Genomic DNA, 6,726 nt, shown 5'->3' on the forward strand with positions numbered 1-6,726 from the left:
GGGATGGTCTCCTGCTTGGAGACCATCCCTCAGGAGTGTGTTTGCTCGCCTGGTGCATCGGTCTACAGTACCAGTCAGGGTGTTCCTACGAGAGACTGGCGATATCTATCTGGGGGTAAACACATACAAATAATCCTCCAAGCGTGCCGACCACGAGAGTGATCCGAATCCACACCGGCAAAACTGGTACGCCCGGTGTCTCTGTGTCATAACGCTGTTTGCTCACTGTCGACTACTGCCTCCAGTCTCGGTATCTATTACACCATCTGCCATTGGTAGTACCAACTGTTCAAAAGATAAAACATACGTGAAAGGCTACTGTGACTTTAGATTGAACAGGCCAATATATTTCACTCGGTGCGTTTATTAGTTCGAACCAATCATATTGCAGGTATTGAATGAAACGCCCCAGTCGCTCTGGACCAGACCGACAACTCAGTGAAATCGTACTTGTCGGGTTCTGTCTGGTGGCACTGGGGGTGCTTGCAGTCGCATTGGTTGGAAGTGGCGGTACATTAGCAGAGGACACGTCAGACGAAATCGAGCCCGCCGAGAGAGTCGACGGGATGGACCGCCCAGGCATAATTGGTGGTGGAAGTCTCGGTGGGGCCGAGCGAAACCCACTCGGGCAGGGACTCACAAACGAGACAAATCCGTTCGAAAGTCAGTCAGACGAACCACAGTTTTCAGTAACAACTGATCAGCCATCGTATTGGCGTGTCGACGCCTACGATGAGTATACAAACGGTACCTGGGTGCGGACTGGCGGATATGAGAACTATGATCCGCCACTGAGCGAGACGGGGGCTGTTAGTGACCAAGAGACGGTTTCGGTCTCTACCGAACGGGATGCAGCCGTGTTGCCGACCCCTTGGCAACCGGCAACGGTTGGGGGGCCCAACGAATCATCACTGGCAGTCAGTGCAGAATTAGGAATTCATACGAACGATACGTATCCAGCGGACAGCCAATATAATATCACAGCATATCAGTATGACTCGGATCCCAGAGAGCTGTTAGTCTCAGGGACGAACTATCCAGAGACAATCGAACAAAAGTATACGTCGGTGCCCGATGAAAATGATCGGGTAACGGACCTTAGTGATGATATCACAGACGATGCAGTCACACCGGTGCAGTCTGTGTGCAAAATCGAAGACTGGATTGAGACGAACAAGACGTATGATCCAGCGTCGACGTACGACTCTGAGCAAGAACCACTAGAGCAGTACCTCTTTGAGGAAGATTCGGGGAACGCAGAGTATGCTGCCTCGAGTTTAGTCGTTCTGGCTCGTTCACAAGGAATCCCGGCACGCTATGTGACTGGATACACACCGGGTGAACAATCCGTCGAAGACGACGATCAGTATACTGTTCGAGAAGTCAACGCGCACGCGTGGGCAGAAGTATATGTCGCGGGCCACGGCTGGATTGCGTTTGATCCGACACCAACTTCGGACCGACTTGCTGTCGAACAACAAGCCGAAGGTGACGGAGAGATGTCTGCGGGCTCGTTGCCAGCAGACTGTAGTGTAGATGTCGATCTCGAAGAGACAACCAGTGGTCAACTTGAAGGAGATACCGACAGTTCTGAGATGCCAACAGAGGAAGAAGAGACAGACACTACGACAACAGACGAGGGCGAGTCTGGTGAGTCTGAGGAACTTCCATCTGCACCAGAGGGAACAAACGTAACGATCGAAACCGAGCAAGACCCACTTGTGAGCGGTGGGCAGGCTACAGCAACGGTTCTTGTCGACGGTGAGCCACTTGCTGGCGGTGAGGTCTCGGTCGATGGTGAATCGGTAGGTTCGACCGATGAAAACGGGAATATTGAGTTTACGGTCCCATCAGCTAGCGAATCGGGTAACACTGAATTCATAGTTCGAACCGATGACTTCGAAGAGGGCGAGCTCCTCGATGTTGTCTCGTTTGAACTTACAGCCGACCCTCAGCGACTGGTTGGACTTCCTGGAGAGACAGCAACAATCACGGCAACAACCGGTGAGACACCCGTGTCAGATATTGAGATTCGCGATGACGATGGTGTTGTCGGAACCACTGATTCGAATGGTGAGGCGACCGTCCCTGTTTCGCTCGCACCGCAGACAACCCTCGAGGCGACCTATCAAGAAGCACAAGCTTCGACACAAATCGAAAACCGCCTGGTTGGGCTTGTGCTTCGTGGTGTGGGCGTTGTTGGGATTCTCGGTGTTATTGGGGTCGTTATTAATCGAGAGTACAACCTCCGTAGAGTACTCTGGAGTCGGGCCACCCAAGCCTGGAGGTCGAGTACCCACCTCATACACACGGCAATCAGCGGTCTCAAACGGCTTCCGGGGGTGCTCAAAGCAGCTCAAAAACGGGGGGTGTGGGGTTCGGTGCTTGCGCTTCGTCGTCTCCCTGCTGTTGTGGCCAGTCGACTCAAACAGCGACTTCCGGAGTCTGTGCTTGCATATCTGGTCGCCCTTGTAATCAAACAATACCGAACGCTAGCTCGTGGTGGTCAGTTGGCCGACACGTCAGGGGCAACTGAATCTGATTCCACGGTGGAGTCTGTGAATGCCTCAGCGGAACCGGTCTCACAGGAGACCACCACAGGGACCATCTCTATTGTCACCTCCGTCTGGCGAACGTTTGTTCGGATCGTCGTTCAACGAATCTCACCCACACAGACACCCGGTGAAATTGCTCGAACTGCAATTGACAAAGGATTCCCTCGAGGTCCCGTCCTCCGACTGACGAATGCGTTCCGAACAGTCGCCTACGGCCCAACACATTCGGAAACACTTGTCGAGGAAGCCGAAAGCGCGTTGGATGCACTCGAATCGACAACCGATGGTCCAACCGACACATCCAATTCAGCCTCTCGAGATAACACACATAGAACTGAGGATGGTCAATGAATATGGAGTTTGTTGACCGGCTGCGTGTTGGTCTTCCAGTGGCCGTTGTGGTACTGCTTAGTGTTCTCGGCGTCGTCGCTGTGTTCTTTACTGGTATACTGCCGACTAGCCTTACAGAAACACTTCCGAGGTCAACAGGAGTCGTCCAAACGCTTGTTGGGGCTGTGCTCGTCTGTGCGGGCGGAGTGTATCTACGAGCCGATGACTCTGCTTTTGAGTCTCAACGCGATAATGACTCCACAGGCAGTCTTATTCGTTCAGAAATGCCACCAGAACGTCCAAAGCGACCCCCTCGAATTGTAGGCGAGCAGTTTGATACAGCTTTCGATGACGCACTTCGTGACGTTCGACTCAAAGACGTCTCTTATAGCACGACGGAACCCCATCAGATTCTCTCAGAGACAGTTCAACGGTTGCTAGCTTTTCGTGGGTATGACTCATCCGACATCGACCGACAACTCACTACTGGAGAGTGGACGACAGATCCAGTAGCCCGCGCGTTTCTCAGTGAGTCTGTGGGCTATCCGGTATGGTTCAACCTTCTTCGATGGTCGAAACCGGGGGCTGCGTACCGACAGGCTATCGAACGAACAACACTGGCAATGCAGTCGCTTCTGGACGACCCAAAGACCCCTTCAAGCACCAACCCAAGCTGGTTCAGTGAGTTCCGTGCTGATGTCGAACAGTATCTCGCAGTAGATGCTAGGGCTGAGACCGCTCCAGTACAACGCACTGAGTCGCCCTCGGCGTCGAAGCCACCGGAGGCGAAAAACCGATGAATCACTCCGATCAACGATGGCACGCTGGGATTGGTCTGGCTCTCGTGCTTGCAGGCACAGGTGTCATACTCGGACACCCAAGTCTGCTTGTAGGGGCAATGGCTCCGCTCGGATTCGTCCTGTATGGCGCTGTCTCAACGCCACCTGCTGTTGAGCAAACCGTGAGTTGTCGACGTCAGATCCGACCGACTCGAACGTATGCTGGCGAGCTCGTCGACGTTGAGCTTACGATTCAAAACACGAGCGAGCAACTGCTTGCTGATCTCCGCGTAGTCGACGGCGTCCCTGCTGAACTCGCCGTTGTTGATGGCTCTCCCAGAGCAGGACTGACACTTGCTGGGGGCGACGAAGCGACACTTGAATACACCGTACGTGCACGCTATGGCACCTTCGAATTTGGGTCACTTTCTGCCATATCCCATAGTGTGAGCTCTACGAACACAGACACGGTTGAACTCGCTGTCGAAGGCCACAGTCGGATTCAAGCCATGTACGAACCGGAGTCATATCCACTTGCCGAACGCACTCTCCCGATTACGGGGAATGTGTTAGCTGATAAAGCCGACGAAGGCCTTGAGTTCCACAGCATCAGAGCCTACGAACCAGGAGACCCAGCCAACCGGATCAACTGGCGACAGTATGCACGCGAACGCGAATTATCGACCGTTGAGTACCGCCCCGAAGAAGCCACAGAAGTCCTCGTCGTCGTTGATGTCCGGCCAAGTGCTGCGTATGCACGCTCCGAGTCGGATCCAACCGGTACAGAGCTGTGTGTTGCGCTGGCGAGTGATATTGTCGACAGCCTGTTGGGAGATCGCAATCGCGTTGGTGTACTCACTGTGGGTCTCGATGCGTCGGCTGTCGATGAGACAGACTCAACCAGGAAAAACGGCAGTGACCGACACACAGACGCTGTAGCGTGGGTTTCACCTGCCAATAGCCAGCATACTCGAACAGAGATCGAACAGGTGCTCGATGCAGCCGCTGCGACAGTCCGACCTGGAGCTCCCCAACGCGAGCGAGGTGAGTTTGAGGTGCCTCCTGTCGAGATAATCGACCGACTCACTCAACGGACACAGGTTCTTGTTGTCAGTCCGTTAGCTGATTCGTATCCGGTTGAGCTTGCCCGGCAGATGGTTGCAACGGGCCATACAGTGAGTGTGTATTCACCCGCAGTGTATTCTCATGAGACTGCGGGTGGACAACTCCAGTTAATCCAGCGATCCCTACGCATCACCGAACTCAGAGGGCACACTATCGATGTTGTTGATTGGGACCCCGCAGAACCACTGGCTGTAGCGTTCAATCAACGCAAAAGTCTTCAACGGGGGACCACCCAGTGAGCATCAATACTGCGGCATCGACCGATGAGTCGCTGTTTACCAGATGGAGCCGCCTGATCCGTCGAACTGATAACGGAAGCGCTGCCACACAGAGTGCACAAGTTGCAGGAACCGTTGCAATCGGGACTGTCGGCGTTGGTGGTCTTTTCTATGGCCTGGAGGCGATCGGTGGCGTAGTTGGTGGCCTGCTTTGTGGAGTCTTGTTAGCGGTTTCGATTGCCACCGTGAGACAAGACCACATCCTGGCTTCCGTTTTCGGAGGAGTTGGAGTACTCATTTGTGGAGGGGTCGCTGGTGGGTTACTGGCTGTGGCCGCTCTCTCCGAAGCAGGTGTTGGTATCAACAGTACTGTCAGTGTGTTTGGACTCCCAGCGGTGGTTGTAGGGTTCGGTGTAGCTTGCTTGTGGGTTGCTGGATTTGGGAACGGTGCTGTTGGGCGGACGCTCGGGTTGTTGGTCCGCCTTGGGACGGCACTTGCGGTCACTGCAGTTACTCTGAGTGTCATCTGGATCGATCTCCAATCGATAAGTGAACTCGTTGCTCCCGGTCTTTCTGAACTCTTTGTACCCACGACTGAAACCGGGATTGTTGCTGGATTCGTCGTTGTTAGTTGGCTCGCAGTCGGTGGGATCTGGAGTGCTGTAACTGCACTACCACCTCATTCGGCTGTTCCTCATACATTCCGCCAGCAGTATCAAAACACGACAGAGAGTATTGTGGCGAGAGCCGTGGGTGGGCTTGGCGTCGGGAGCATCGTTCTTGCAATGCTTTCATTTGTGAGTCTTCAAACCGGTGTGGCAGCTGGACTCATTGGCCCAACAATCGGTCGACTTGTTGAATCGCCGTTGGTTCGAACAGCGTTTGTTCGGTTGTGGCTTGTTGGTCTAGTGGCTGTTGTTCTCATACTCATCGCCCGTACGGTAGGCGGGGATGTCATCGTTGGGTCAACACAGTGGTCGGTTTCGGGTATCGTCCTCGGCGGTGGACTGTTTGGAATCGGCGTTCTTGCGGCCGGTCCGGTAACTGAAAGCCTCGCGTCTGTGGCTGTCGCACCATCTCCTGTGGAGACAGCGATTTCGGTTACTGGGCCAACTGCCGTTGGATTGCTCGTTGGTGTCGTTGGTATTGGAGCAATAGGCGTTCCACTCTTTGTGGGCGTGTTGCTTGCAGGCAGTGGCGTCCTCCCGTCAGCAACCGCTGGGCCTCGATTGGCTGGTAGTGGGGTGGTCCTGATGGCTATCGCAATGGCTACTGTTGGGTCCGCAGTGTGGGTTGTACTCGGTGTTCTTGTCGCAGCGATAGTGGTCTGGGATGTTGGACTCTACGGCGTTGGCGTCTATGCAGATCTTGCCGCTCGGACGGTTCATCGTGATGCCCAACAGATTCATTCTGCAGCTACGCTCGTTATTGGTGGGCTCTCGGCACTCGGGACAGGTGTGTTTTATTGGCTTATTGCAGACGTTCGTGTCGACGAAGCCGGTGTTGTACTGGCGGTAGTTGTGTCGACACTCGCCCTTATTGCCGTGAGCCTCTTGTTACGACGAGGTTAACTTCGCTATTCGTCTCCTAACAGAGCCTGTCCAAGAAACACCGACAGAAACGTCAGATTCTGTAGCTCTTGAGCGTTCATTACGGTAAATTTATCTAGCTGAAAATACTATACGGCGTAAGGATTTACTCGTGACGTTTAATTTTATC

At 54.0% G+C, this 6,726-nt stretch carries 4 protein-coding genes; all 4 read left to right on the top strand.

The features are described from left to right. The first annotated feature begins 398 nt into the window (after positions 1-398). Genes O2S87_RS17670 through O2S87_RS17685 form a run of 4 tightly spaced genes read left to right on the top strand, consistent with a single transcriptional unit; the run spans position 399 to position 6,578 of the window. Positions 399-2,906 (top strand): transglutaminase TgpA family protein, encoded by a 2,508-nt coding sequence (locus O2S87_RS17670; RefSeq protein WP_475410067.1) that lies wholly within the window; start codon positions 399-401, stop codon positions 2,904-2,906. A gap of 2 nt (positions 2,907-2,908) precedes the next feature. Beyond that, the gene (locus O2S87_RS17675; RefSeq protein WP_475410068.1) at positions 2,909-3,685 is read left to right on the top strand and encodes a DUF7269 family protein; all 777 of its coding nucleotides are present in this window, start codon (positions 2,909-2,911) and stop codon (positions 3,683-3,685) included. Further along, on the top strand, positions 3,682-5,028 hold the full coding sequence (locus O2S87_RS17680; RefSeq protein WP_475410069.1) for a DUF58 domain-containing protein: 1,347 nt from the start codon (positions 3,682-3,684) through the stop codon (positions 5,026-5,028). Before O2S87_RS17675 ends, O2S87_RS17680 begins: the two co-directional genes overlap by 4 nt. Continuing rightward, positions 5,025-6,578, top strand: coding sequence for a hypothetical protein (locus O2S87_RS17685; protein WP_475410070.1), 1,554 nt, complete (start codon positions 5,025-5,027; stop codon positions 6,576-6,578). The genes O2S87_RS17680 and O2S87_RS17685 overlap by 4 nt, the downstream gene beginning before the upstream one ends. Positions 6,579-6,726 lie beyond the last annotated feature (148 nt).

Source organism: Halohasta sp. A2 (assembly GCF_056175805.1).

What these genes read in the sequence shown, in the direction of transcription:
- O2S87_RS17670 (WP_475410067.1), top strand. Translation starts at nt 399, where the DNA reads ATGAAACGCCCCAGTCGCTCTGGACCAGACCGACAACTCAGTGAAATC.
- O2S87_RS17675 (WP_475410068.1), top strand. Translation starts at nt 2,909, where the DNA reads ATGGAGTTTGTTGACCGGCTGCGTGTTGGTCTTCCAGTGGCCGTTGTG.
- O2S87_RS17680 (WP_475410069.1), top strand. Translation starts at nt 3,682, where the DNA reads ATGAATCACTCCGATCAACGATGGCACGCTGGGATTGGTCTGGCTCTC.